This is a genomic window from Empedobacter sp. GD03861 (assembly GCF_029840885.1).
Lineage (GTDB): Bacteria > Bacteroidota > Bacteroidia > Flavobacteriales > Weeksellaceae > Empedobacter > Empedobacter falsenii_B.
In genome coordinates, this window is record NZ_JAOCDJ010000004.1 from 143,718 (window position 1) to 168,138 (window position 24,421).

A 24,421-nucleotide genomic window follows, 5' to 3' on the forward strand; every position below is an offset into this window, starting at 1 on the left:
GAGGTTTTTTTCTTAAGATTAGAATTGCTTATTGCCATCCACCTCCAACAGCGCGATATAATTCGACCATTGATGATAAAGATGATAATTTCGCATCAACAACATTCAATTCAGCATTCAACCCATTGTCTCTTGCTGTAATTACTTCTAAATAGTTTGCCATACCGTAGTTTAACAATTCTTCAGAATAGGTAATTGCTTGATTGTATAATTGATATTCTTTTTGTTTATATTCAGCTTTCTTCGTTGCTGCATCGTATGTGTATAACGCATCAGAAACCTCTTTACTTGCATTTAAGATTTTGCTTTTATAATTAATCAAAGCATTTTCTTGATTTGCTAAAGCAACTTCTTTTTGCGTACGCAATTTACGTTGTTGTAACAAAGGTTGAGTTAAGCTACCGATCACCGTTGCAAATAAAGATTGCGCACTAAATAATTTATCAATATCAATTCCTTGTACACCACCTGTTGCAGTAATAGAAAGAGAAGGATAAAAACTTGCATTCGCAACGTTAACATTCTCAAAAGCGTTCATCAATCCAAACTCTGCAGCTTTGATATCAGGACGATTTTCTAATAATTGAGCTGGAACACCAACAGATAATTTTTCGTCAATTTTTTGAGAAGCTAAGTTTGTACGATTAATAGATTGAGGATTTGTTCCTAACAAAATACTCATCACATTTTCATTCATCTTAATTCCATTTTCAACGTCAACCAATAATGATTTCACATTGAACAATTGCGCTTCTGTTTGGTTAACTGCAACTTCTGTTACATTCCCAGCTTCTTTCAAAGCTTTCGTTGTTTCTAAACTTTGCTCGCGGTTGATTAAAGTTTTATCTAAAATTCTTTTTTGCTCATCTAAAGCCAATAAGTTGTAATATGCATTTGCAATAGATGCAACAATTTGCGTTTTTACCGCTTTGTGTGCTTCTACAGTTTGCAAATAAGTTGCTGCAGATGCACGTTGATTACTTCTAATTTTACCCCAAATATCCGCTTCCCAACTTAAGTTACCTGAAAGCTCGTATTGACTTTGTCCACGTTTTGACATTAACGCTCCAATCTGAGTGTTACGAGAGTTTTCTGTAAACGTATATTTTGGACCTACAGATAAAGTTGGTAAATAACCTGCTTTACCTTGTTTAGCATACGCTTCAGCGACTGCAATATTTTGCAGTGCCGAACGTATATCTAAATTATTTTGTAAACCTTGATTAATCAAAGCTTGTAATTGAGTGTCTGTAAAAATTTGTTTCCAAGAAACAGTTGCAACACTAGCACTGTCTTTTGCAATAACATCTGTTCTGAAATTTGCTTCATTTACAACAGCTTCAGGACGATGATAATCTTTTGCTACGAAACAAGACTGAACAGCAAACAATCCAGCTGCGATTAAAGTAATATTAAATATTCTGTACTTTTTCATTTTTAGATTGAATTATTATGTTCAATTTCTTCTTGTGGACGATCAAATTTAATTGGTTTAACTTTTTCTTGTAATGTTTGGAAAATAACAAACAATACTGGAATAACAAATAAACCTAAAATTGTACCTACTAATAAACCAAATGCTGCTCCTGTTGCTACAGAACGGTTACCAGTAGATGATACACCTGTTGCAAATACTAATGGCATTAATCCTAAAATGAAGGCAAAAGATGTCATCAAAATTGGACGTAAACGAGCTTTCGCTCCATCAATTGCCGCTTGTACAATTGTCATTCCATGCGCACGTCTTTGTAAAGCGAACTCTACAATCAGAATGGCATTCTTGGCTAATAAACCAACCAACATGATTAAGGCAATTTGGAAATAGATATTATTTTCTAATCCAGCTAACCATTGAGATAAATATGCACCCATCATACCACAAGGAACAGATAATAATACTGCGAATGGTAAAACATAAGATTCATATTGTGCAGATAAAATAAAGTACACGAATACGATACATAAAGCAAAAATCATTGCTGTTTGAGAACCTGAATTAATCTCCTCACGAGTAAGACCTGTAAAGTCAGTTCCGTAAGAAGTAGATAATGTTTGTTCAGAAACTTGATTAATTGCTGTAATTGCATCCCCTGTAGAGAATCCTGGTTTTACAGCTCCTGTAATATTAGCTGATGTAAATAAGTTGAAACGGTTAACAGAGTTAGGACCATATACACGTTTTAAAGTCACAAATTGTGAAACTGGTGTCATTGAACCTGCATCCGTTTTCACGAACATTTTATTTAAACTTGTTTCATTGATACGATCATCTGGCGAAGCTTGAATGTACACACGGTATTGTTTACCAAAACGTGTAAAGTCAGCTGCATATAATCCTCCAATATATCCTTGTAAAGTTGAGAAAATTGAACTTACAGAAACACCTGATTGTTTTGCTCTTTCAATATTAACATCAATTTCATATTGAGGGAAGTTCGTATTGAATGAAGTTTGTGCATACTGAATTTCTGGACGTTGCATTAATGCTCCAATGTATTCTTTTGCAACTTTATCAAAATCAGCAATATCTCCACCTGTTTTATCTAATAATTTTAATTCGAAACCAGAAGACATACCAAAACCTGGAATTGCTGGTTGTTGGAAGAAAATCATTTGAGCATCAGGAATTTGAGCTGCAGCACCAAATAATTGTCCAATAATTGATTGTACTGATAAAGCATCTGTTGTACGTTCTTCGAATGGTTTCAATTTAATGAACATCATACCATAGTTAGAACCAGCTCCAGAAATTAAAGAGTTACCTGAGATAATTGTTGCTTTATCTAATCCAGGAATTTTTTCAATTTTTTTCTGGAATTCTTTTTCAACCTCATACACACGGTCCATAGAAGCACCTGCTGGTAATTCGATATTACCAATAATAAATCCGTTATCTTCAGTTGGTACGAAACCTGTTGGCATCATTTTTCCAATACCCCAAATTCCTACTCCACTAAGAATAATTAATAAGAATGAAATCCATTTGTGTTTAATTAAAAATTTGAATGAATTACCATATTTATGTGTCATACGATCAAATGAAGCATTGAAAGCATCAAAGAATCGTTGAATAAAGTTACGTTTTTGCTCTCCTTCTTGATGTGGTTTTAAGAATAAAGCACACAATGCTGGAGATAATGTCAAGGCATTTAATGCCGAAATTAAAATGGCAACAATTAAAGTAATACCAAATTGTTTGTAGAATACTCCGGTAGGTCCTGAGATAAATGTTACTGGTACGAACACCGCACACATTACTAATGTAATTGAGATAATCGCTCCAGAAATTTCATCCATCGCATTTTTCGTTGCATCCATAGGAGCTTCGTGATGAGACTCCATTCGAGCATGCACGGCTTCCACAACAACAATGGCATCATCCACCACAATACCAATGGCGAGTACTAAGGCAAATAACGTTAATAAGTTTAACGAGAATCCTGCCAAATTAAGGAAAAAGAATGTACCAATAATAGACACTGGTACCGCAATCAATGGTACTAATGTAGAACGGAGATCTTGTAAGAAAATATATACAACAATAAATACTAAGATAAACGCCTCTATCATTGTGTGAACAACTTTAGAAATAGACGCATCTAAGAATGTATTTGTATCCATTAAGATAGTGTAAGAAACTCCTTCTGGTAATAATTTAGAAGCTTTTTCTAACTCAGCTCTTAAGTTTACAATAATTTCTTGTGCATTAGATCCTGGCGTTTGATAAACAGCAAATACAGCAGAAGGATCTCCATCCATTGCAGAACGTCCTGCATAAGATTGAGCACCAAATTCTACATTCGCTACATCTTTTAATCTAAGAACCTGTCCGTTTGGTAAAGATTTAATAACAATATTACGATATTGATCTTCTGTTTTATAACGTCCAGAATATGTAATTGCATACTCAAAAGATTGTCCAGCATTTTGCCCTAAAGCTCCAGCTGCAGCCTCTAAAGATTCTTGTGATAAAGCTGCAGAAACTTCAGAAGGAACTAAACCATAACTTGCCATACGAGAAGGATCTAACCAAATACGCATAGAATAAGTCATCGCACCAAATACAGTTGCATCCCCTACACCGTTTACACGTTTTAAGGCTGGAATAATGTTGATGTTCAAATAATTCTGAAGATAAATCTCATCATATTTAGGGTTTGTTGAACTAAACGAAGCATACATCAATGCTGATGTCTGTTGTTTTTGTGTCACAACCCCAGAACGAGTTACCTCCGAAGGTAATAATGGTGTAGCACGTGCCACACGGTTTTGTACGTTTACCTGTGCGATATCTCCATCTACACCTGGTTTAAATACAACATCGATAGAAGCAGAACCGTTATTAGAGGCAGTAGAAGAAATATAATCCATTCCTTCAACCCCGTTCACCTGTTCCTCTATCGGAATAATTACAGACTCCATTACTGTCTTTGCATTCGCTCCGGGATACGAAGCTGAAATTTTTACAGTAGAGGGTGCAATATCTGGATATTGTGTTACCGGAAGCGATATAAGCCCCAGTATCCCCAATATCAATATAAGGATAGAAATTACCGTAGATAATACGGGTCTTTCAATAAACTTTTTTAACATATCTATTTACAATTTAGAATACCGTTTTTGTAGATTCTACGATTTGATCAAAGTTTGCTGGAGTTGGTTTAACAGCTGTTTTATCACGTAATTTACCTACACCTTGTGCAACAACTTTATCACCTTTTTTTACTCCGTCTTTTACAACTGCCATGTTATTTGCTCTCTCTACAACAGTAATTGGAGTTGCATAAGCTGTATCTTTTGTTACTTTGTAAACATAAGTCATACCTTGCTGTTCAAATGTTGCAGCTTCTGGCACAACCAATACATCAACATAAGTTTTTGGAACACGAATACGTCCTGAGTTACCATTTGCCAAAAGCTTAGCTTCATTATTGAACGTAACACGGAAATCAATTGTACCTGTTGTTGGATTAATTTGACCAGTTACAGTTTGTATTTTACCTTTTTCAGGATAAACATCTCCATTAGCTAATACTAATTCTACTGCTGGAATTTTGTTTAATTTATCTTTTAAACTAGCTCCTTCAGATTTAGAAATAAAGTTTAAATATTCTTTCTCATTCATAGAGAAATAAGCATATACTCTACTTGTATTTGAAACTGTAGTAATTGGAGTTTGATCCGTAGGACCAACTAATGTCCCTTGACGAGAATTAATAGAACCAACCACTCCACTAATAGGTGCTCTAACAACAGAATAATCTACATTTGCTTGAGCTCCTTTGTAACTTGCTTGCGCTTGAGTAACACCAGCCTGCGCTTGAGACTTAGCAGCTACAGCTTGATTATAACTCGCTTGCGCTTTTGCTAGATTAGCTTTTGCAGTTTCTAATTGTACATTACTAATAATGTTTTTTTGTACCAAAGGAGTTAATTTGTTTACCTCTACCTGAGCTGCTTGCACTGCCGCCTGCGCTGCACTTACATTAGCCTGAGCCGCTTTTACATTAGCTTGCGCTGCACCAACACCTGATTTCAAAGCATCCGCATTCTGAGTTAAAACATTTGTCTCTAATTTGAACAAAGGTTGACCAGCTTGTACATATTGACCTTCATCAACATAAACTTCTGTAATATATCCTTGTATTTTTGCACGAACATCATTATTTACAATACCTTGAATATTTGCAGGGTATTCATCATAACTCGTTACCACTTTCGTTGGCACATCAACCACCGGATAAGGCGTTGGACCTTGTGCTTGTTGAGCAGCAGCATTGTCTTTCTTTCCACAAGAACTCAAAGCTATTGCCAAAGCACCAACCATTATAACGTTAACGTTTTTCATATTACTTTTACTTATTTTCTAGTTGAATTTTATTTATTTTTTGTATTGTTTCGTCTAATATCACTTTTGTTTGATTAAGATGTTCCAAATAGATATCAACTACTCTATTTTCAACATTTTTAGAAAGCGTATTATTCGCTAGTTTATGTTCTTTTATTCGATTTGTATAACCTATATCTTGAGAAATCATTTCAAACAAAAAATCTAATTTCTCTGTCAAAAAATTAAAATTTAATCTAAAATATCTTTTTCTAGAGTTAATTTTATTTATGTACTCGATGTGTTTCATCGATAGTAAGTAGTTAATAGAGTTTGATAAGGAACTTTTACTAACATTAAAAATCTCAAGAAGTTCTTCAAACGTGAATCCTTCCTCATCAGACTCTAAAATCATGTATGCTTGCAACTTAGCTGTCAATGGAGGAAAACTGTAAGTTCTCTCCAAAAAAGCACTAAAGCTGCAAAAAAGATCCGAATTACATGCTTGATTTTTTATATTCATAATGTGTATAATCTACAAAACCATGCAAATATAAAATAGTTAGTTCGGTTTACACAGAACTAACTATACTTTTTTCGATATTTAACAATTAATTAAATTAATAATTTGTTAATTCATATCTAAAATCCTAACAAAAAATAGACCAAACAAATTAAAAATAAAGCTATTATAGCATAATTAATTATTATTTTACACAATATTATATAAACAACCTTTTGTTTAAAAGAGCTATTGAGATTTAAAATTTATAGGAGTTTTTGTTAAAAAATTATTAATTTCATCAACATCGTTCTGGTAATCAAATTTTAAATCTTCATGAAACTTTTCAAAAATAGAAAAAATCAATTTCAATCTCCCAAGTTGATAGTTGTATAATTTTTCTGCATTATCTCCTGTTGTATAAGTTTCAAAAAGATAAGGATAACGACTAAAAGATTCTTGAATGATATATTTTCTCAATTCAAATTCTGACACTTTATCTTTCGTAATTTGAACATGATAGTTCACAATTCCACTCAATGTTTTTAACGTCAACAACAATTGACGATGACTTCTATTTATGTTAATCTGATTAATTAAGTGATGAGACTTTTCAAACTGAAAATCAATCTTTTCATAAATATTTTTTACACGATCTTGCAAATCATTTTCATTCTCTAATAATTGAAAATGCAAATGTTCTACTAAAGTTTCATCTTTATTGATAAGACGCAAAAGAAGTTTATCTTTTTCTTTTGAAGGAAGATCTAAAATAGAATTTTTCAATTCAGGAACGTCTTTCAATTTCATACTTATTTTGTTTGTTGTTAGCTTGTTTAAAATTACAAAAATATTCGAGATAATTCATTTTACACAAAACGATTAAATCATATAAATAATGTATATTCGAAAAAATAAATCATAACCTAAATGCCAAAATCACTCAAAATCTACATCATTTCTTCAGTTGTTCTCATTTTATTTTTATTGAGTTTAAACCTTATGGGTTTGAATTTAAAAGGAGAATATACCTATCATATTCTTGCTTGGACTTCGATTATCTTCACCTTTTACATCGTTATTAAATTTTGGAAAATTATCTATATCAAAATTTATGGTTTTTTACTTTTTGCTTTAGTTGGATTGAGCATTTTACCAATGGCAATTCTGTTTCTATCTATCGTTAGTTTTTTATTCAATATGAATACAATTCAAACCATTAAAGTAAACGATGAATATAAAATAGTAGTTACGAAAAAAGTTATGGCAATGAAACGTGCTTATATCTATAATTCTGAATCTAAATTTCCTATTTTAGAAAAATCAAACAATATCGCGAGACCAGATTATAGTGATATTGTTTCTGAAACATTAAATATTAATTCTGATGATCCAAAGCTATATGAATACGAAAACGAACCTATTCAGCAAGCTAAACTGATTTCTATAAACAAGGATAGTATTGGAATTGAATATCAAATTCTCAACAAAAAGAAAATTATTTATCATAACCTTAACGAAACTTATGGATATTAAGCGCATTTCGTGATTTATAATCCGTACTTTTGCACTCCGAAAAAAGGATTATAATTATGAAAAGCGTTGTAGAACACAGAAAATTACTTGGAGTTGATAAAAATGTAACTCTAAAAGAGTTGAAAACAATTTACAGAAATACGATGAAAGATGCGCATCCTGATAAATTTATCAACGACGAAGCAGGTAAAATAGAAGCTGAAGAAAAAAGTAAAGTTGTGATCGAAGCATACCACTTTTTAGTAAGTATTAATCCTGAAACGCACGAAAAAAACAAAGAAGAATATACGATTACAACTGCAAAATCTAACATTCATGATTTTTATATGGATGAACAAATTTTGAAAGTAGAACATTTAGATGGAAATCATTACGAGTATTTTGGTGTTCCTAAAAACACGTACATCAAAATGGTAAATTCTGACTCTCCAAGCCGTTTTGCTAGAAGACATATCTATGGAAAATTTACACATAGAAAAGCTGGTGAAGCAATGAAAGATTAATTATCTGAACAATATAAAACCAAAAACCACTTCGCAAGAAGTGGTTTTTTTATGCTTAATATATTCTATTGATTAGTTTCCTAAAATATAGTTGAAAATCAATGGAGCAACAATAGTCGCATCAGATTCTATCATATATTTTGGTGTATCAACATCTAATTTACCCCATGTAATTTTCTCATTTGGAACTGCTCCAGAATAAGATCCGTAAGATGTTGTAGAATCAGAAATTTGACAGAAATATGCCCAGAAAGGAACATCTGTCCACTCTAAATCTTGGTACATCATTGGAACAACACAAATTGGGAAATCTCCAGAGATACCACCAGCAATTTGGAAGAAACCTACACCTTTACCATCAGAATTAGCACGATACCACTCTGTTAAGTAAATCATGTATTCAATTCCAGATTTTACTGTAGACGCTTTTAAATTACCTTTGATTACGTTAGACGCAAAAATGTTTCCTGTTGTAGAGTCTTCCCAACCTGGACAAACGATAGGTAAATTTTTCTCAGCTGCAGCAACAATCCAAGAATCTTTCGGATCAATTTCGTAGTATTGCTCTAAAACTCCAGAATTTACAACTTGATATAAAAATTCGTGTGGTAAATAACGCTCACCTTTTTCTTCAGCAGCATGCCAAACATTCTCTAAATGCTCTTGTAAACGACGAAAAGCCTCCTCTTCTGGAATACAAGTATCTGTAACACGATTGAAGTGCGTATCTAACAATTCGCGCTCTTCCTCTGGCGTTAAATCACGGTAATTTGGAATTCTTTTATAGTGTGAATGCGCAACTAAATTCATTACGTCTTCTTCTAAATTTGCTCCTGTACAAGAAATGATGTGCACTTTATCTTGGCGAATCATTTCAGCTAATGAAATTCCTAATTCAGCAGTAGACATTGCTCCACCCAAAGAAATTAACATTTTACCACCTTCTAACAAGTGTTGCTCATATCCTTTTGCAGCGTCAACTAAAGCAGCTGCATTAAAGTGTCTATAGTTATGTTCTATAAACTGACTGATTGGTCCTTTACTCATTTTATTTGTATTTTATTTATTTAAAATTCAATTATTTGTATCCCAAAGTATTCAACACATCTTGATGCGTTTGTTCTTCAGAATATACTTTTGCTTCATAATTTTCGTCAATCAAAATATATTTGGGCTGAGGAATTAAACAGTGATTAATTCCACCAAAACCACTAATATTATCTTGGTAAGCTCCTGTATTAAAGAAACCGATATACAATGGTTTTGCTTGATCATATTTCGGAAGATAAATGGCATTTACATGCTGTTCTGAGTTATAATAATCATCAGAATCACATGTTAAACCTCCTAATAATACACGTTCATACTTATCGTACCAACGGTTAATTGGCAACATTACAAATCGTTTCGAAATTGCCCAAGCATCTGGCAAAGTTGTCATAAAAGAAGAATCGATCATATCCCAATATTCCTTATCATTTTGTTTCTTTTGATAAAGAATTTTGTACACCACTCCTCCACTTTCTCCTACTGTAAACGAACCAAATTCTGTAAAAATATTTGGAACGGGAATTCCTTCTTCATCACAAATCATTTTAATTTGCAACAAGATTTCTTTCGCCATGTATTCGTAATCATATTCGAAATTCAACGAATTTTTGATTGGGAATCCACCACCAATATTCAAACTATCTAATTCTGGACAAACTTTTTTAAGGTTTACATAAACTCTCAAACATTTTGTCAACTCATTCCAATAATATGAATTGTCTTTAATTCCTGTATTGATAAAGAAATGAAGCATTTTCAGTTTAATGCGTTCATTTGGTTTTACCATTGTTTGATAAAACGGTACAATATCCTTGTACCCAATTCCTAAACGAGAGGTATAAAACTCAAATTTTGGCTCTTCTTCAGATGCAATACGAATTCCGATTTCAAAATCACCTTCAATTGCTTCTGAAAACAAATCAACTTCTTCGTAATTATCAATCACTGTGATTGTTTTACGATGTCCGCTATTTACCAAACGAGCAATATTTTCTACATATTCCTCACGCTTGAAACCGTTACAAACAACATACTGATCGTCTGTAATCAAACCTTCTCCAATCAAATTTTCGACAATATTAATGTCAAATGCAGAAGATGTCTCGATATGAATATCGTTTTTTAATGCTTCGCCTAAAATGTGGCGAAAGTGAGAACTTTTTGTACAATAACAATAATTGTAAGTTCCCTCATAGTTTAACTCTTCACGCGCTTTTTCGAACCAACCTTTCGCTTTCTGAATGTTTTGCGAAATTTTAGGCAAATATGTGAATTTTAATGGTGTTCCATGTTCTTCGACCAAAGCTTTTAGGTCAATTCCATTAAATTTTAAGTACTCTCCATCTAATTCAAATTCATCTTGTGGAAAGTCAAATGATTGCGTGATTAAATCTATGTATTTAGTTTTCATTATGCTTTATAAATGTTACGTGTGTTTAATAATTCTAAAAATTTTGCAAAAAAATTAGGGTATTACAGACGTATCGCATAATATACATTGCGAAGCAATAAGGGGAAAGAATAATTCTTAAATTCGTTTCTATTCATTAAAACTACTGCGTTAAAGCTCTTTCTATTCTCAACGCTTTCGAATAAAAGGTTAAAACTCATCAACTTTTTTTATTAAAAAAATTATAAAAATACTTGTCGCAAATATAAGTTTTTTAATTCTGTTAAAAAGATAAAATAATATTAAAATTTAGCTTTACAGAACTGATGTTTTATGATGTAAAACAAATATTCAACAATTATTCAAAAATTTATTTTTTCTTTAAGGTTTAGCAAGGTTAAATATTGTATTTTTGAAATCGTTTTGAACGTAAATTATGGGTAAAATTATTGCTATTGCTAACCAAAAAGGTGGTGTTGGTAAAACGACAACTTCGTTAAACCTTGCCGCTTCATTAGGTGTTTTAGAGAAAAAAGTTTTATTAATTGACGCAGATCCGCAAGCAAATGCAACATCTGGTTTGGGTTTTGATTTGGATGAAATCGAAGCTGGAACCTATGAAGTATTGGAAAATGAAGTGCTTGCGAGCAAAGCTATTTTACAATCAGAATCGCCAAACCTAGACTTGATGCCTGCTCATTTAGATTTAGTTGCTGCCGAGATTGAGATTGTAGATTACGAGAACCGCGAATACATGTTAAAAAACGCGCTATCAGAAATCAAAGATCAATATGATTATATTATTATAGATTGCGCGCCTTCACTTGGTTTAATTACTTTGAATGCGCTTACAGCTGCAGATTCTGTGATTATTCCTATTCAGTGCGAATATTTTGCATTAGAAGGTTTAGGAAAATTATTAAATACGATAAAAGGAATTCAACAACATCACAACAAAGAACTGGATATTGAAGGTTTATTGTTGACGATGTATGATTCGCGTTTACGCCTTTCTAATCAAGTATTAGACGAAGTGAACAATCATTTTCCGCAAATGGTTTTCAAAACAATTATTACTCGAAATGTACGTTTGTCAGAAGCACCAAGTTTTGGCGAAACAATTATTCAGTACGACGCAGCAAGTAAAGGTGCAGAAAATTACTTAAATTTAGCGCGTGAATTTTTAATTAACAACAACGATACAGTTTAAATAAAATGGCAAAGCCAAACAAAAATAATCGCTTAGGACGTGGATTATCTGCTCTATTAAAGGATGAACCAACTGTAAAAACAGCACAAGATGAAGGTGCAAAGAAATTGGTTGGAAACATTTTGGAAATAGATTTAGAAAAAATCACCGCGAATCCTTGGCAGCCACGAACTAATTTCGATAAAAAAGCTTTAGAGGAATTGGTTTCGTCTATTCAAACATTAGGCGTTATTCAACCGATTACGATTCGTAAAAAACCAACTGGTGAATATGAATTGATTTCTGGTGAAAGACGTTTTCGCGCTTCACAATTAGCTGGTAAAAAAACAATTCCAGCTTATGTACGTTTAGCAAATGACCAAGAAATGCTGGAAATGGCATTGGTCGAAAATATTCAGCGTCAAGATTTAGATGCGATCGAGATTGCGCTTTCTTACCAACAATTGATTGATGAAATCAAGTTAACACAAGAAGAATTAAGTAAACGTGTTGGGAAAGACAGAACGTCTATTACCAATTATTTGCGTTTATTAAAATTAGACCCAATTATCCAAACAGGAATTCGTGACGGAATGATTTCAATGGGACACGGTCGCGCTTTGATGGCTATTGATGATACTGATTTACAATTTGATATTTACGAAAAAATTGTCAAAAACAATTTATCTGTTCGCGATACAGAACGTTTAATCAAATCGATAAAAGAAGGTAAACCTGAGAAAAAAGCAACAAATGAATTACCTTCTCAGTACAAAGAAGCATTAAGTTCTATTTCAAATTCATTGAATACGAAAGTTGAAATAAAACGTGCAAATAATGGAAAAGGTAAAATCATTTTGAATTTTACTTCTGATGATGAGTTTGAACGATTAAGAAAATTTTTAAATGAAAATTAAAGCATTCTTACTTGGATTAACGATCTCTTCGACGTTTGCTTTCGGTCAAGTTAAAACGGACTCTTTAGTCGTTGTCGAAAATAATGCTATTGTAAACGATACAATGAGCGTAACTAAAGAAGCATTAATGGAGAAAAGTCCAATTAGAGCCTCTTTGTATTCGGCTATTTTACCTGGTGCTGGACAATTGTATAACAAAAAATGGTTAAAAGCACCTATTGCGCTTGGTTTAGTAGGTACAGGAACAGGTTTCACGATTTATTACAATAATTTGTACAAAAAATACCGAAAAGCTTATATTGCGGTAAGAGAAGGAACACCAAACGAATTCACAGGAATTTTATCTGCGGAGCAATTGGCAGTTATTCAAGATGATTACAAACGCAAACGCGATTATAGTGTCGCTTTAACTGCATTAGCTTATTTATTAAATATTGTAGATGCTACTGTTGATGCGCATTTATTCACAGTTCGTAATGACACAGAAATGTCATTCAAACCAACAGTCATTCAAGATGAAATGACATTAGAGCCAGTTTTAGGATTGGCATTTAACTTAAAATTTTAGAAAGTACAGATGAAAATTGCATTAATAGGATACGGAAAAATGGGAAAAGCCATTGAAGAAATTTTAATTCAACGCGGACACGAAGTTGTACTTAAAATATCTCGTACTCCACTTGCGGAAGAATTAAATAATGTTGAAGTTGCAATAGAATTTTCGAGACCAGAATTCGCTTACGACAACCTTAAAGTATTACTTGAAAATAAAATCGCAACAATTTGTGGAACAACAGGATGGTTAGATAAACAAGAAGAAATTAATCATTTAGCAATTTCAAATAACACCGCTTTTTTATATGCTTCTAACTTTAGTTTGGGCGTTAATTTATTCTTCGAATTAAATTCTATTTTAGCTCGAATGATGAATAAATATCGTAACGAATACCAAATTAATCTAGAAGAAATTCATCATACACAAAAGCTTGATGCACCTTCTGGAACAGCGATTACAATTGCAGAAGGAATTATTGACAATTCAACATATAATTCTTGGTCGATGGACGAAAAAGCAAAAGACATTATTCCAGTTGAAGCAAAAAGAATCGAGGATGTTCCCGGAACACATATCGTACAATATAACTCTGATGTAGATACTATTGAGATTTCTCATACGGCGCATTCTCGCAAAGGTTTTGCCTTAGGTGCCGTGATTGCTGCGGAATGGATTTGGAATAAACAAGGTGTTTTCACAATGAAAGATGTACTTGAACTGAACTAAATTAAAATACTAAATATCAAAAACTTATGCATGTACTAATTTACTGGTTAATTGGTTTTATTATTGCCAATATAATCTTTGGAGCTGCAACTTGGAAATTATATAAAAATGCTGGAAAGCAAGCAATTCAAGCTTATATTCCTTTTCTAAATATCTGGAAAGGTTTAGAAATTATCCATCGTCCAAAATGGTGGATTATTCTATTTTATTTGCCAATTGTTGGTCCTATTTTTTGGTTAGTATTCTTTGTTGATTTAGGAGATTCTTACGGAAAAATTGAAACAAAAGACAAAGTCATTATGGTTTTGACTTTAGGTTTATACATTTTTGCGGTTAATTATTCTGATAATCCAAAATATTTAGGTCCAGAAAAACGCAAACCAACATTTGTTTCTTCCTTAATTTTTGCCCTTGTTTTAGCAACTTTGGTTCATAACTGGTTTATTCAACCAATGATTGTTCCAACAGGATCGATGGAAAATACAATCAAAATTGGTGATGCTTTATTTGTAGAAAAAGTAAGTCATGGAGCGCGTGTTCCTATGACACCAATCGGAATTCCATTCTCAGAATTTATTTACCGAGATGGTTTTATCGACAAAGCTCGCCTACCTTATATGCGTATTCCAGGTTGGAGAGATTTAAAATCGAATGATATTGTTGTCTTCAACTATCCTACAGATTCTATTTACAATGCGATCGATCGTAAAGATGCTTATGTAAAACGTTTAGTTGGTTTACCAGGAGAAACTGTACAGATTCGTAATGGAGTTTTATATGTAAACGATAAAAAATTCATTCCGAAAAAAGATGCACAAGTTCAGCATGCTTATACAGTTGTTGTAAAAACTCCTTTCAGTGATAAATTATTATACGATAATTTCGGAATCATAAGTACAGATTATAATGCTGCAAAACAAGGTGACGGAACATTTATTTATCAATTTGCAGCTTTGACTGATGCTCATGTTACAGCAATGAAATCTAATGCAAATGTAGTTTCTGTTGAACCTATTTTACAACCTGTAGGTGAAAAAACGGAACATATTGTAAATGGAAAAATTGATAGTACAAACACTATTTTTCCAGTAAACAAAAACTGGAATCCTGATCAATACGGACCTTTATACATTCCGAAAAAAGGTGATGTAGTTGATGTTAACAAAGAGACTTTAGCGCAATATATTAACATTATTCGTCGCTATGAAAACAATACATTAAGAGTTGATTCTACAAACGGTAAGTTTGATGTATTTATCAATGATCAAAAAACAAATAAATACGAAATCAAACAAAATTACTATTTTATGGTTGGTGATAACAGAAATCAATCATTAGATGCACGTTTCTTTGGTTATGTTGGAGAAGATCATATTATTGGTCGTCCAATTATGATTTGGGCAAATATGAACGGAATGTTCGAGCCTGCTGCTCCTAAGAAATTTATTTGGAATCGTTTCTTTACATCAATTAATAATGATAATCCTGACAAAACTTCTTACGGAATTTATGTTCTAATTGCCTTAATTGGTTGGATTGGATATGATATTGTAAAAGCTCGTAAAGAGAAAAAGAAGAACAAATATTAATAAAAAGAGTGATTAAAATCCTCTAAATTATAAAATTAACAACACTATAAATGTGCATTATAAGCTACTTGTAATGCACATTTCCATATAAAATAATAGAATGAAAAATACGTTTGCAGCTTTTTATTTTGGACCGATTGATTACTATGCAGAAATGGTAAAAAGCCAAACTTTGGATATCGAAGTTCAAGAAAATTTTCAAAAGCAAACTTACCGTAACCGCATGTATATTTTGGGCGCAAATGGTAAATTAATGTTGAATATTCCAATTTTACACAACGGAACACGTTTGTTCAAAGATTTGCAACCTTCTTATGAATATGATTGGCAAAAAGAACACATCAAATCGTTAAAATCAGCTTATCAAAGTTCTCCATATTTTGAATATTATGAAGATGAAATTATTCCAATTTTAGAACAAAAAGAGAAATTTCTTTTAGATTTTAATCTAAAAACAATTGATTTCATCAACAAGAAATTAAGCTTAGATTTGGATATTTCTAAAACTGAAACCTATCAAGATCTGAATCCTGAAAATGATTTCAGAAATCAATTTTCTGCTAAAAAAGCACCTCAATATAACTTACCAGAATATGCACAAGTTTTTGATGATAAATTTGAGTTTATAGAAGGTTTGAGTATCTTAGATTTACTTTTTAGCGAAGGACCAAGTGCCGCAGTATATTTAAAAAACTTAATAAAATAACAACATGAGAAAATTATTTATTGCTTTAGGATTTGCCTTTACATTAGGGTTTGCTCAAGCACAAACAACAGAGGTACCAAAAGAAAAATGGTATCATGCAGGTGTAGAACAAACAGGTGTTTATGGTGTAAATACTGATCAAGCTTTACAATTCTTAAAAGACAACAAAAGAAAAGCTAATACAATTATTGTAGGAGTTTTAGACAGTGGTGTTGAAAATTTCCACGAAGATTTGAAAGCAAATATGTGGTCAAATCCAAAAGAAATTCCAGGAAACGGAATCGATGATGACAAAAATGGTTACATTGATGACGTACATGGATGGTCTTTTTTAGGAACAGCAAAAGGAATCAATTACAATGATGATACCACTGAATTAACACGTGTTTACAAAGCTTTATCATCTAAATACGCAACTTTCGATCAAAAGAAAAATCATGAAGCTATTGTAAAAAATCCTACTGAATATGCTGAATTTCAAAAAATTGAAAAAGAATATTTAAGCGCTGTAGGAAAAGCAAAATATAACCAACAAGTTGCTCAATCTAAATTGAATGCAGTTGAAGGTGGTGTAAATAAAATGGTTCTTGAATTTGGAGATACTAAATTAACTAAAGATATTTTAAAAAATTACCAACCAACAGATTCTCAAATCTTAGAAGCTTTATGGATTTTTGGTGAATTGAAAGAAGAGCAATGGGTTGGGAAAACGATGAAAGAAGTTTCGAATACCTATTTAGGAGCTGCTCGTCGTGCTGCGAAGGGAGATGCTTTATCTTCTCACTTAAATTTAGATTTGGTTGATCGTAAAGATGTTGACAATCCAAATGATAAGAAAGAGCGTTTTTATGGAAACGGAGATTCTAACGGACCTGAGTCTTCTCACGGAACTCACGTTGCTGGAATTATCGGTGCTGTAAGAGGAAATAATATCGGTTCTGAAGGAACGACTGGAGGAAATAATGTAAAAATTATGTCGGTTCGTACAGTTCCAAATGGAGACGAACGCGATAAAGATGTTGCAAATGCAATTTACTACGCAGTTGACAATGGAGCAAAAATCTTGAATATGTCTTTCGGAAAACCTTATTCTCCTGATGCAGATTTAGTTTGGGATGCGTTCAAATATGCTTCTGATAAAGGTGTTTTAATCGTTAAAGCGGCTGGAAATAGCAACGAAGATATTGATGTTCATGTACATTATCCAACTAATTTCAGAAATGGAAATGTTGTTTCTAAATCTGTTCTTACGGTTGGTGCTTCTACTAAAGATCCAAATGCTTTAAAAGCTCGTTTCTCTAACTATGGTAAAAAATCGGTAGATGTTTTTGGACCAGGACAAGAGATTTATGCAACATATCCAGGGGTTGATCAATATCGTTTCTTAAACGGAACTTCTATGGCTTCACCTGCTGTTGCTGGTGTTGCAGCATTGGTTTGGTCACATTATCCAAAATTAACTGCAGAAGATATTCGTAATATCTTAATGGAAACAGTTAATAAAAATGAGCAATTAAAAGAGATTTCTGTTGCTGGAGGTGTTGTAGATTCTTACAAAGCTGTACAAAAAGCTGAAGAAATTTACAAACAACGTAAATTGAAATAATTTTAAATTTAACACAACATTATAAAAAGGCTTCAAATTTTGGAGCCTTTTTTGCGTTTAAACTCGAGATAATTTTAGATGTAACAATTTCGGTTGTTTCTCGACATATAGATAAATCAATTATGAAAAAATTCTTATTAAGTATATCAGTTGCCATGTTTGTTGGTGTGGCATCGTTCGCACAAGAAACGACAACTGCTCTACCATTGCCTAAAGTTGATCAAAAATATTGGCAACACGAATCTTTCGAAGAAAGTGGTGTTTATGGTGTAAATACTCAAAAAGCTTTACAATTTTTAGAATCAAAAAAACGTAAACCTTCACAGTTAATTGTTGGTGTTTTAGATTCTGGAGTTGAGATTACTCATCCAGATTTAAAAGATAATATTTGGACAAACACCAAAGAAATTGCTGGAAATGGAATTGATGATGACAAGAATGGTTATGTTGATGATATTCACGGTTGGAATTTTATTGGAGGAAAAGATGGTAAAAATGTTGATGGAGATACATTAGAGTTAACACGTCTTTTTGTAAAATACCGCGATTTATTCGAAAAAAGTAAAGATGCAGCTTCTAACAAAACAAAATTCCCAAAAGAATTTGAAGAATATCAAAAAATAAAACCTGAGTTCGAAAATAAATTAGCCGAAGCAAAACAAAATGCTGCGCAATATGTACAGATGAATGATATTTTCTCTGTTGCATTTCCTGCTTTGATTAAAGAATGGGGCGAAAAAGATTTGAATGAAAAAAATATGATGTCTTTTAAACCTGTTTCTAAAGAAGCACAACAAGGGATGATTATTTTTGGTATGGTTCCGAAAGAAGCTTGGGAAGGAAAATCGATGAAAGATTTCTTAACAGAAGTTGGAAATGAAATTTCAGAAGGAACAAAATATTACAAAGAACAAGTTGAAATTAACTTGAATACAGAATTAGATCCTCGTCCAATTGTTGGTGATAATTATGCTGATAAATCAGAACGTTTTTACGGAAATAATGATGTAGACGGCCCTGATTCTATGCACGGAACGCACGTTTCTGGAATTATTGCGGCAAAATCTGGGAACGGAATTGGAATGGATGGAATCGCAGGAAATGGTTATGTAAAAATCATGTCAGTTCGTACAGTTCCAAATGGAGACGAACGCGATAAAGATGTTGCGAATGCCATTCGTTATGCAGCAGATAATGGAGCAAAAATCTTAAATATGTCTTTTGGAAAAGCTTATTCTCCAGATAAACAAATTGTTTGGGATGCATTTAAATATGCTGAGAAAAAAGGTCTTTTATTGATTAAAGCTGCAGGAAATGAAAACGTAAATATTGATGACGAAATTCACTTCCCTACTGTTTATGATAACAAAGGTGCAGAAGTTTCTAAAAATGTAATTACAGTTGGAGCAAACACAATGGATAATGACAATTTAAGAGCAAGTTTCTCTAATTTTGGTAAAAAGTCTGTAGATGTTTTTGCACCAGGAAATGAAATATATTCTACTGTTCCTAATAAAGATGGGGAATACAAAAACGAAAGTGGAACTTCTATGGCTTCTCCAGTTGTAGCAGGAGTTGCGGCTTTGGTTTGGGCACATTATCCTAAATTAACTGCAACAGATATCAAACAAATATTGTTAGAATCTGTCAACAAAAATCCTGCTTTAACAGATATTTCTGTAACAGGCGGTGTTGTTGATGCGTACAAAGCTGTTCAATTAGCAGAAAAAATGTATGTTGCTAAAAAATTGAAGTAAGGAAATCTTAATATCACCATTTCTTATAGTATTTAAGTAACAAAATAAACTTGGGTTAGATTCTATTTTTTTAGAGTCTAACCTTTTTTTGTATAAGATATTTCTTATACAGATTGAATAAAAATTGTCAGTTCGATTGATTTTTAGGGAAAATTATTAGTGAATCATTTATTTAAAATCATAATTTCTCCTCGCCCATTTTTTACTTGGTTCAATCCATTCATCAAGAGCTTTATAAAGAAAACCATGTTTTAAGCCATTATTTAATTCAATTTCTTTGAAATGATTGATTTTATTGGTTGAATTTTCTTTACGTTTTATAGCTGAAACACCAAAGACATCAGACTTCTCGTAAATGGTTAAAACATTTCCAGAAAATTTTATATCAGGCATTTCTTCTAAATCACTTTCTTGAAACGAACCAATAAATACATAGTTGATTTGAGGATTATTTTTAAAAGTTGATACATATTGCGCTATGTAACCACCTTTCGAAGTTCCTACAACCGTAATATGATTAGGTTTAACACCTGTATTAATCAAACTATCAATTTGATTAACAACCTTTTTTGCATATTTTATTCCGTCTGTTTTCGGCTTTCTTTTCTCACTAATCACAATAAAACCGTCTTTCTTGAATGAATTCAAAACTTTAGAATACTCAATTTTAGTTTTATAGACTGTATCATAATCTCCATCGTTATGCGTTTCTAAATATTTATTATGGAGAAAAAAGATATAATCTTGATCCTTTACATTTTTTGATATTTTATGTTGCGAACAACTCATTAAACCAATTATGAGAATCAATAAATATTTCATTAATAATTTTTTAAATCAATCAAATATAACCAAAAAACCCTCACTAAAAAGTGAAGGTTTTTTCTATATTCTAAATTCGTAAATCTAAATTCAAACTTATACTTACCAGTTCATCAAAACAGACCCCCATGTAAATCCTGCTCCAAAAGCAGTCATCATTACTAAGTCACCTTTTTTGATTTTACCTTCTTGTTTTGCTTCACTCAATGCAATCGGAATAGATGCTGCCGTAGTATTTCCGTAACGCATAATGTTGTTATAAACTTTCTCATCTGGTAATCCCAATTGTTTTTGTACAAATTGAGAAATACGCAAATTCGCTTGATGTGGAATAAATAAATCTAAATCTTCTGGCTTTTTATTCGCAGCCGATAAAGCTTCGATAATTGATTCTGGAAAACGAGTTACCGCATGCTTGAAAACATAGTTTCCATTCATATATGGATAAATCTCTTTTTTAGTTAACGTATTACCTTCTTTCAATAATTCATCCGACCAACCTGTTTTTGTTCCTGGGAAAGTAACTGCTAACTCTTCGGCAAATTCTCCTTCTGAATGTAAATTAGTCGATAAAATTCCACGTCCTTCTTCTTCCGATGCAGAAACAATTACTGCTCCTGCTCCATCTCCAAAAATTACTGAAACGCCACGACCTTCATCCGACATATCCAATCCGAATGAGTGCACTTCTGCTCCAATCACCAAAATATTTTTGTAAACTCCTGCTTTTATAAAAGCATCAGCCGTTGATAACGCATATACAAAGCCAGAACACTGGTTACGAATATCCATTGCCCCAATTGTACGACAACCTAACTCTTTTTGCACCAATACACCATTTCCAGGAAAATAATAATCGGGAGATAAAGTCGCAAATAATATAAAATCAATATCTTGAGCAGTGATTCCTGCATCTTCTAACGCATTTTTAGCCGCAATAACTCCCAAATCTGTAGACGAAATCTTAGAACCTGGCTCGATATGTCTTCTTTCGACAATCCCTGTACGTTCCTGAATCCATTCGTCATTGGTATCCATCACTTCAGCTAAATCAAAGTTTGTAACAACTCTTTCGGGAACATAATGCCCAACACCTGTAATAATAGAGTGTATCATGTGATTATGGTTTACTTTTCAATTGAAGCAAAGATATTAAATGATAAGCATTCTTTAAAACAAATGCGTCTTTTTGACAATAAATTATTTAGAAAATCTTGTTTTTAATATTCCGTTCATAATGATAGAAAGTACCATTACCCCTGTAGCAATATAAAATATAGGATTCATATGTTCTGAATCTCCAAAAATAAGACTTGCCAAAATGATGCCATAAACTGGTTCTAAATTTACGTTCAACATCAACGTAAAAGCACTAACATGTTTCAGCAAATCAACTGATTCTATTTGTGCAAAAGCTGTAAAAATGACACCAAGCAAAGTCAACCATCCTAAGTTTGACCAACTTATATTTACAACTTCAGAAATAGCTTCTGGCTGAAAAAGAATCATTACCATCGAAAGTGTGATAACTCCACCAATCATTTCGTATAAAGTAACTTTAGTTGGTTTGATTGACTTTGGTAATCTCGAATTAAGCACTGCAAACAATGCCGATAGAAAACTACACAAAATACCAATGATAATTCCCAATTTATAATCTTCTGGTGATGCATTAAAAATAACAGCTACACAAGTGGAAACGATTATAGCAAGAATTATTTCGAGCAGATTAATTTTTCGTTTAAAAAAAATAGGTTCTAAAATCGCACTAAAAAGTGCGCCCATCGACAACGTACTCAACGCAATTGAGATATTAGAAAGTTTAATCGACAAATAAAATGTAAACCAATGTATTCCTACAATTCCACCGATAGCAAGTAATCTCAACAATTCGTTTCTAGTTACTTTGAAATCCATTTTTCTGAATTTCATATATATAAAAACAGCAATAGCCCCAATAAGAACACGATACCAAACCATTGGCAACGCACTCATTGTAACTAATTTTCCGAAAACTCCTGTAAATCCCCAAAGAAGTACGAGAAACTGCAACCGAAGTTGAACTTTTGAAATCATTCTAAGTCTTTTTCGCAAAAGTAAAGTTTAATTCTATATTGTTAAAACGATTTGATTGATTTAATCTTTAATCTGTAAATAATTTTGTAAAAGTTTTAATGTTAAATTAACATCAAATAATTATTACTCAAACTTTAATTCTTATTCTTCGTTGTATTTTCGAAACTTCAAAATTAATCGATGGATTTTAGTATTTTTTTACAACCAGATGCATTAGTTGCATTATTTACATTAACAATGTTAGAAATCGTTTTAGGAATTGATAATATTGTTTTTATTTCTATTTTGTCAGGAAAATTGCCTGCACATCAACAAAAGAAAGCACAACAGCTTGGTTTATTTTTAGCCATGTTTACACGTGTGATCCTTTTATTCTCATTAAGTTGGGTCATGAGTCTTACCACTCCTCTATTCAATATTGGCGAATGGATTGGCATTACTTCAACCGAATGGTTAGAAAAATTAGCAATCTCTGGTCGAGATTTGATTTTATTAATCGGAGGATTATTCTTGATTTATAAATCGACTGTAGAAATTCACCACAAAATAGAAGGTGTTGAAGAAACTGGAGGAAAAGTGAAAGTCCATTCTTTTGCAGGAACTATCGTACAAATCTTAATTTTAGATATTGTTTTCTCATTAGATTCTGTAATTACAGCAGTTGGTATGGCAGAACATATTGAAGTTATGATTGCGGCTGTAATTATTGCTGTTGCAGTTATGATGCTTTCAGCAAGTGCGGTTTCTAAATTTGTGAACGATCATCCAACGGTTAAAATGTTGGCTTTATCATTCTTATTATTAATCGGCGTTTCGTTATTAGCAGAAGGGTTTGATCAACACATTTCGAAAGGATACATTTATTTTGCCATGGGCTTCTCTGTTTTAGTCGAATTCTTGAATTTGAAAATGAAGAAAAAACATTCGAATCCAGGAATTGTTCGAAATATGGTTGGTGATGCAGAAGAACAAAACAAAAATATATAATACAAAAAAGAGTTTTTTTCAAAACTCTTTTTTTATTTATTCTCTAAAATAGTTTCGTTTTCAGCTTCAACTTTCTTTTCATATTTTTTTCGGATATATTCTGCAGCCAATGTTACGGCTACTCCACCAATTATTCCATATATTGAACGTTTTCCTAAAAATTTAGCTACCGTTACTCCCGTTGTAGCGGCTGTTGTTAATAAACCTATTTTAGTTCCTTTCTCCGTTTGATTTTTTGTTAATGCATCTAAAATTTTCATAGCTTTTTATGTTTAGTCTTAGAAATACTTACAATTATCAAACCATTTTTATTTAATAAAATTTTCTACCAATTCTTTTGGACGACCTACTACTCCACTTTTTTCATCTGTCACTATTGGACGTTGAATCAATTTTGGATATTCAACCAAAGCATTCAAAACTTCATCATCAGAAAGTTCTTTTCCTTTAAAATTTATTTTCCAATCTTCTTCATTTGTCCTTACTATATCAATTGGTTTTAGATTTAGTCTTGTTAAAATAGTTCTCAATTCATCTTTCGTCAAAGGCTCTTTCAAATATTCTCTTATTTCAAAATCTTTTCCAGACTCTTCCAAAACCTTTACTGCATCTCTACTTTTTCCGCAACGCGAATTATGTAATATTGTGTACATAAATACTCTTTTAGAAATTAAATATAGTT

23 protein-coding genes are annotated in these 24,421 nt (G+C 32.2%); 11 read left to right on the forward strand and 12 right to left on the reverse strand.

Annotation, left to right across the window (positions count from 1 at the left end):
* Positions 1 to 28: 28 nt before the first annotated feature.
* From N5D03_RS03710 to N5D03_RS03730, 5 genes are all read right to left on the reverse strand, one after another.
* The gene (locus tag N5D03_RS03710) at positions 29 to 1,435 is read right to left on the reverse strand and encodes a TolC family protein (protein ID WP_280050971.1); all 1,407 of its coding nucleotides are present in this window, start codon (positions 1,433 to 1,435) and stop codon (positions 29 to 31) included.
* A 2-nt stretch (positions 1,436 to 1,437) separates the two neighbouring features.
* Positions 1,438 to 4,593 carry an efflux RND transporter permease subunit gene (locus N5D03_RS03715; RefSeq protein WP_280050972.1) on the reverse strand — a complete coding sequence of 1,052 codons (3,156 nt, stop codon included), beginning with the start codon at positions 4,591 to 4,593 and terminating at the stop codon, positions 1,438 to 1,440.
* 13 nt (positions 4,594 to 4,606) lie between these two features.
* A complete protein-coding gene (locus tag N5D03_RS03720) occupies positions 4,607 to 5,848 on the reverse strand; it encodes an efflux RND transporter periplasmic adaptor subunit (RefSeq protein WP_038330599.1) in 1,242 nt (413 codons plus the stop codon).
* A gap of 7 nt (positions 5,849 to 5,855) precedes the next feature.
* The gene (locus tag N5D03_RS03725; protein WP_280050973.1) at positions 5,856 to 6,350 is read right to left on the reverse strand and encodes a hypothetical protein; all 495 of its coding nucleotides are present in this window, start codon (positions 6,348 to 6,350) and stop codon (positions 5,856 to 5,858) included.
* A 228-nt stretch (positions 6,351 to 6,578) separates the two neighbouring features.
* Positions 6,579 to 7,139, reverse strand: coding sequence for a hypothetical protein (locus N5D03_RS03730; protein WP_280050974.1), 561 nt, complete (start codon positions 7,137 to 7,139; stop codon positions 6,579 to 6,581).
* A gap of 192 nt (positions 7,140 to 7,331) precedes the next feature.
* On the opposite strand from N5D03_RS03730, the gene N5D03_RS03735 reads away from it, so the two are divergent.
* Together N5D03_RS03735 and N5D03_RS03740 are read left to right on the forward strand one after the other, a co-directional pair.
* The gene (locus N5D03_RS03735; protein WP_115000382.1) at positions 7,332 to 7,865 is read left to right on the forward strand and encodes a hypothetical protein; all 534 of its coding nucleotides are present in this window, start codon (positions 7,332 to 7,334) and stop codon (positions 7,863 to 7,865) included.
* Between the two features lie 56 nt (positions 7,866 to 7,921).
* Positions 7,922 to 8,368, forward strand: coding sequence for a KTSC domain-containing protein (locus N5D03_RS03740; protein ID WP_038330588.1), 447 nt, complete (start codon positions 7,922 to 7,924; stop codon positions 8,366 to 8,368).
* A 72-nt stretch (positions 8,369 to 8,440) separates the two neighbouring features.
* Here N5D03_RS03740 and N5D03_RS03745 read toward each other — a convergent pair whose 3' ends face one another.
* Positions 8,441 to 9,415, reverse strand: coding sequence for a deoxyhypusine synthase family protein (locus tag N5D03_RS03745; protein ID WP_038330586.1), 975 nt, complete (start codon positions 9,413 to 9,415; stop codon positions 8,441 to 8,443).
* A gap of 31 nt (positions 9,416 to 9,446) precedes the next feature.
* Positions 9,447 to 10,829, reverse strand: a complete 1,383-nt coding sequence (locus tag N5D03_RS03750; protein ID WP_180904450.1) for an arginine decarboxylase — start codon at positions 10,827 to 10,829, stop codon at positions 9,447 to 9,449.
* 415 nt (positions 10,830 to 11,244) lie between these two features.
* Between N5D03_RS03750 and N5D03_RS03755 the strand changes: the two genes are divergently transcribed.
* From N5D03_RS03755 to N5D03_RS03790, 8 genes are all read left to right on the forward strand, one after another.
* Positions 11,245 to 12,018, forward strand: a complete 774-nt coding sequence (locus tag N5D03_RS03755; protein WP_038330582.1) for an AAA family ATPase — start codon at positions 11,245 to 11,247, stop codon at positions 12,016 to 12,018.
* Between the two features lie 5 nt (positions 12,019 to 12,023).
* Positions 12,024 to 12,914, forward strand: a complete 891-nt coding sequence (locus N5D03_RS03760; RefSeq protein WP_038330580.1) for a ParB/RepB/Spo0J family partition protein — start codon at positions 12,024 to 12,026, stop codon at positions 12,912 to 12,914.
* Positions 12,904 to 13,482 carry a DUF5683 domain-containing protein gene (locus tag N5D03_RS03765; protein ID WP_115000384.1) on the forward strand — a complete coding sequence of 193 codons (579 nt, stop codon included), beginning with the start codon at positions 12,904 to 12,906 and terminating at the stop codon, positions 13,480 to 13,482. Before N5D03_RS03760 ends, N5D03_RS03765 begins: the two co-directional genes overlap by 11 nt.
* A 9-nt stretch (positions 13,483 to 13,491) precedes the next feature.
* Positions 13,492 to 14,196, forward strand: a complete 705-nt coding sequence (gene dapB / locus N5D03_RS03770) for a 4-hydroxy-tetrahydrodipicolinate reductase (RefSeq protein WP_115000386.1) — start codon at positions 13,492 to 13,494, stop codon at positions 14,194 to 14,196.
* A gap of 26 nt (positions 14,197 to 14,222) precedes the next feature.
* Positions 14,223 to 15,785, forward strand: coding sequence for a signal peptidase I (gene lepB, locus N5D03_RS03775; protein WP_038330574.1), 1,563 nt, complete (start codon positions 14,223 to 14,225; stop codon positions 15,783 to 15,785).
* 100 nt (positions 15,786 to 15,885) lie between these two features.
* Positions 15,886 to 16,491, forward strand: coding sequence for a WbqC family protein (locus tag N5D03_RS03780; protein ID WP_038330572.1), 606 nt, complete (start codon positions 15,886 to 15,888; stop codon positions 16,489 to 16,491).
* Between the two features lie 4 nt (positions 16,492 to 16,495).
* On the forward strand, positions 16,496 to 18,097 hold the full coding sequence (locus tag N5D03_RS03785; protein WP_038330569.1) for a S8 family serine peptidase: 1,602 nt from the start codon (positions 16,496 to 16,498) through the stop codon (positions 18,095 to 18,097).
* 122 nt (positions 18,098 to 18,219) lie between these two features.
* Positions 18,220 to 19,854, forward strand: coding sequence for a S8 family peptidase (locus tag N5D03_RS03790; protein ID WP_280050975.1), 1,635 nt, complete (start codon positions 18,220 to 18,222; stop codon positions 19,852 to 19,854).
* Positions 19,855 to 20,022: 168 nt separating this feature from the next.
* Here the strand turns inward: N5D03_RS03790 and N5D03_RS03795 are convergent, their stop codons facing one another.
* From N5D03_RS03795 to N5D03_RS03805, 3 genes are all read right to left on the reverse strand, one after another.
* Positions 20,023 to 20,676 (reverse strand): alpha/beta hydrolase, encoded by a 654-nt coding sequence (locus tag N5D03_RS03795; RefSeq protein ID WP_125350057.1) that lies wholly within the window; start codon positions 20,674 to 20,676, stop codon positions 20,023 to 20,025.
* 102 nt (positions 20,677 to 20,778) lie between these two features.
* Positions 20,779 to 21,792, reverse strand: a complete 1,014-nt coding sequence (locus N5D03_RS03800) for a beta-ketoacyl-ACP synthase III (RefSeq protein ID WP_038331461.1) — start codon at positions 21,790 to 21,792, stop codon at positions 20,779 to 20,781.
* Between the two features lie 84 nt (positions 21,793 to 21,876).
* On the reverse strand, positions 21,877 to 22,752 hold the full coding sequence (locus N5D03_RS03805) for an EamA family transporter (RefSeq protein WP_280035784.1): 876 nt from the start codon (positions 22,750 to 22,752) through the stop codon (positions 21,877 to 21,879).
* Between the two features lie 180 nt (positions 22,753 to 22,932).
* Here N5D03_RS03805 and N5D03_RS03810 point away from each other — a divergent pair, with 180 nt between their 5' ends.
* A complete protein-coding gene (locus N5D03_RS03810) occupies positions 22,933 to 23,739 on the forward strand; it encodes a TerC family protein (protein WP_125350055.1) in 807 nt (268 codons plus the stop codon).
* A gap of 32 nt (positions 23,740 to 23,771) precedes the next feature.
* On the opposite strand, the gene N5D03_RS03815 is transcribed toward N5D03_RS03810, so the two are convergent.
* Entirely contained in the window at positions 23,772 to 23,999 is a 228-nt protein-coding gene (locus N5D03_RS03815) for a hypothetical protein (RefSeq protein WP_125350054.1), read from the reverse strand.
* 48 nt (positions 24,000 to 24,047) lie between these two features.
* Positions 24,048 to 24,421: arsenate reductase family protein (locus tag N5D03_RS03820; protein ID WP_347880912.1), on the reverse strand; the 374-nt coding region annotated here is incomplete at its 5' end.

What these genes read in the sequence shown, in the direction of transcription:
- N5D03_RS03725 (WP_280050973.1), bottom strand. Translation starts at nt 6,350, where the DNA reads ATGAATATAAAAAATCAAGCATGTAATTCGGATCTTTTTTGCAGCTTT.
- lepB (WP_038330574.1), top strand. Translation starts at nt 14,223, where the DNA reads ATGCATGTACTAATTTACTGGTTAATTGGTTTTATTATTGCCAATATA.
- N5D03_RS03790 (WP_280050975.1), top strand. Translation starts at nt 18,220, where the DNA reads ATGAAAAAATTCTTATTAAGTATATCAGTTGCCATGTTTGTTGGTGTG.
- N5D03_RS03740 (WP_038330588.1), top strand. Translation starts at nt 7,922, where the DNA reads ATGAAAAGCGTTGTAGAACACAGAAAATTACTTGGAGTTGATAAAAAT.
- N5D03_RS03755 (WP_038330582.1), top strand. Translation starts at nt 11,245, where the DNA reads ATGGGTAAAATTATTGCTATTGCTAACCAAAAAGGTGGTGTTGGTAAA.
- N5D03_RS03810 (WP_125350055.1), top strand. Translation starts at nt 22,933, where the DNA reads ATGGATTTTAGTATTTTTTTACAACCAGATGCATTAGTTGCATTATTT.
- N5D03_RS03805 (WP_280035784.1), bottom strand. Translation starts at nt 22,752, where the DNA reads ATGATTTCAAAAGTTCAACTTCGGTTGCAGTTTCTCGTACTTCTTTGG.
- N5D03_RS03760 (WP_038330580.1), top strand. Translation starts at nt 12,024, where the DNA reads ATGGCAAAGCCAAACAAAAATAATCGCTTAGGACGTGGATTATCTGCT.
- N5D03_RS03750 (WP_180904450.1), bottom strand. Translation starts at nt 10,829, where the DNA reads ATGAAAACTAAATACATAGATTTAATCACGCAATCATTTGACTTTCCA.
- N5D03_RS03800 (WP_038331461.1), bottom strand. Translation starts at nt 21,792, where the DNA reads ATGATACACTCTATTATTACAGGTGTTGGGCATTATGTTCCCGAAAGA.
- N5D03_RS03715 (WP_280050972.1), bottom strand. Translation starts at nt 4,593, where the DNA reads ATGTTAAAAAAGTTTATTGAAAGACCCGTATTATCTACGGTAATTTCT.
- N5D03_RS03730 (WP_280050974.1), bottom strand. Translation starts at nt 7,139, where the DNA reads ATGAAATTGAAAGACGTTCCTGAATTGAAAAATTCTATTTTAGATCTT.
- dapB (WP_115000386.1), top strand. Translation starts at nt 13,492, where the DNA reads ATGAAAATTGCATTAATAGGATACGGAAAAATGGGAAAAGCCATTGAA.
- N5D03_RS03815 (WP_125350054.1), bottom strand. Translation starts at nt 23,999, where the DNA reads ATGAAAATTTTAGATGCATTAACAAAAAATCAAACGGAGAAAGGAACT.
- N5D03_RS03785 (WP_038330569.1), top strand. Translation starts at nt 16,496, where the DNA reads ATGAGAAAATTATTTATTGCTTTAGGATTTGCCTTTACATTAGGGTTT.
- N5D03_RS03710 (WP_280050971.1), bottom strand. Translation starts at nt 1,435, where the DNA reads ATGAAAAAGTACAGAATATTTAATATTACTTTAATCGCAGCTGGATTG.
- N5D03_RS03765 (WP_115000384.1), top strand. Translation starts at nt 12,904, where the DNA reads ATGAAAATTAAAGCATTCTTACTTGGATTAACGATCTCTTCGACGTTT.
- N5D03_RS03745 (WP_038330586.1), bottom strand. Translation starts at nt 9,415, where the DNA reads ATGAGTAAAGGACCAATCAGTCAGTTTATAGAACATAACTATAGACAC.
- N5D03_RS03735 (WP_115000382.1), top strand. Translation starts at nt 7,332, where the DNA reads ATGGGTTTGAATTTAAAAGGAGAATATACCTATCATATTCTTGCTTGG.
- N5D03_RS03795 (WP_125350057.1), bottom strand. Translation starts at nt 20,676, where the DNA reads ATGAAATATTTATTGATTCTCATAATTGGTTTAATGAGTTGTTCGCAA.
- N5D03_RS03780 (WP_038330572.1), top strand. Translation starts at nt 15,886, where the DNA reads ATGAAAAATACGTTTGCAGCTTTTTATTTTGGACCGATTGATTACTAT.
- N5D03_RS03720 (WP_038330599.1), bottom strand. Translation starts at nt 5,848, where the DNA reads ATGAAAAACGTTAACGTTATAATGGTTGGTGCTTTGGCAATAGCTTTG.